The following is a 1,295-nucleotide window of genomic DNA, read 5'->3' as shown; positions in this document are numbered from 1 at the left end:
ACAGAATGGGCTCTGTCCCCATGTGAACGATGTGAACGTTCATGGTTGGCTCGGCCAACTGGGTTTACTGTGGGCACAGAGTGATTAGTGACAATTCGGGGCGGCAGTTGATTCGCATCAAATGGACGCCGCCAAGTCCACGTGAGACGTGCATCGTCGTCGGCGGTTTGTAGAAATCGCCTGACGCAAAGCGACTGCCGTGAAAACTGGGACTGAGGAGGGGGCCAATCACAGGCAGTCGCCCCTGACCGCCATGCGTGTGACCGGCCATCATCAATTGGACACCGTGACTGCGAGCCCACCAGATTTGATCGGGACTGTGACTAACCAAAATCCGAAACTCGCTACCATCATTCGGCTCTAGCTCGGGCCGATCAAACCATGGGTACTCGTTGCCAATCATCCGAACCGACTGGCCTCGCAAATTGCAAAGCACTGAATCGGACCCGAGATCGGTCCAACCGGCCACGTCCATTGCTTGACGCGTTTGCTGTGAATCGTCGATCCGCGTGTCGTGATTCCCCAACACGTAAAAACAACCATCCGCTGCATCGGCGGCAGCAAAAATCTCGGGTAGCCAATCGACACAAGGTTGCCGGTCAATGATATCCCCGGTGATCACCATCATGTCAGGTCGCCACGCGGTGGCTCGCGTGACCACATACTTCGCGTAGTCTGGATGAACATCGCCAGTCAGATGAATGTCGCTCAAATGCGCAATCCGGTAACCATCCAACTTCGCCGGCAACCCCACGACCGGCAGCGTGATCTGTTCGATCGCCAAGTCAAAAATCTGGTTCAGAGGCAACTTGGATTCGAATTTGCATTTTGCCGTGAGCGCCAACGATCGATTGACTGAACGTTGTACATCGACCACCTCAATCTTACGTTCCGCATTGACCCACTCGAGTCCAAAAATAGGACGCCAAAGCAGCCAGGGCACGCCCAACACCAACCAACTCGCCAAACACACAACGCCGTACGCCGTTAAAACAGGTGGAAAGTAGACGCTAGCCTGCGGATCGACGATAAGTTGCCAGACGGCGTCAAAATAGAGGTAGCCCACAACGAAGGGCAGCGTAATCGCCGAAACAAAAAAGACTTTGACAATTCGTTTGATCGTGCGGCGCGGCATCCCAAAGCCGTTGATGCGATTGTAAATTGCCAGATGGATCCCAAAATGGCCGACCAGAACAGCCAGCAGAATGAACCACCATCGATTAGCCGTAAGCATGTTCTACAAAGCCTTCGGTCGCATGAAATGTTCAAGCTTGACCGGGCTGCTCAGCCGGAAC

At 54.1% G+C, this 1,295-nt stretch carries 1 protein-coding gene; it reads right to left on the bottom strand.

The window, feature by feature from the left end:
* Window positions 1-64: 64 nt before the first annotated feature.
* On the bottom strand, window positions 65-1,234 hold the full coding sequence (locus RMSM_RS03945; RefSeq protein ID WP_008691898.1) for a metallophosphoesterase: 1,170 nt from the start codon (window positions 1,232-1,234) through the stop codon (window positions 65-67).
* Window positions 1,235-1,295 lie beyond the last annotated feature (61 nt).

Source organism: Rhodopirellula maiorica SM1 (genome assembly GCF_000346295.1).
Lineage (GTDB): Bacteria > Planctomycetota > Planctomycetia > Pirellulales > Pirellulaceae > Novipirellula > Novipirellula maiorica.
This window is presented reverse-complemented; position numbering and strand designations above follow the sequence as displayed.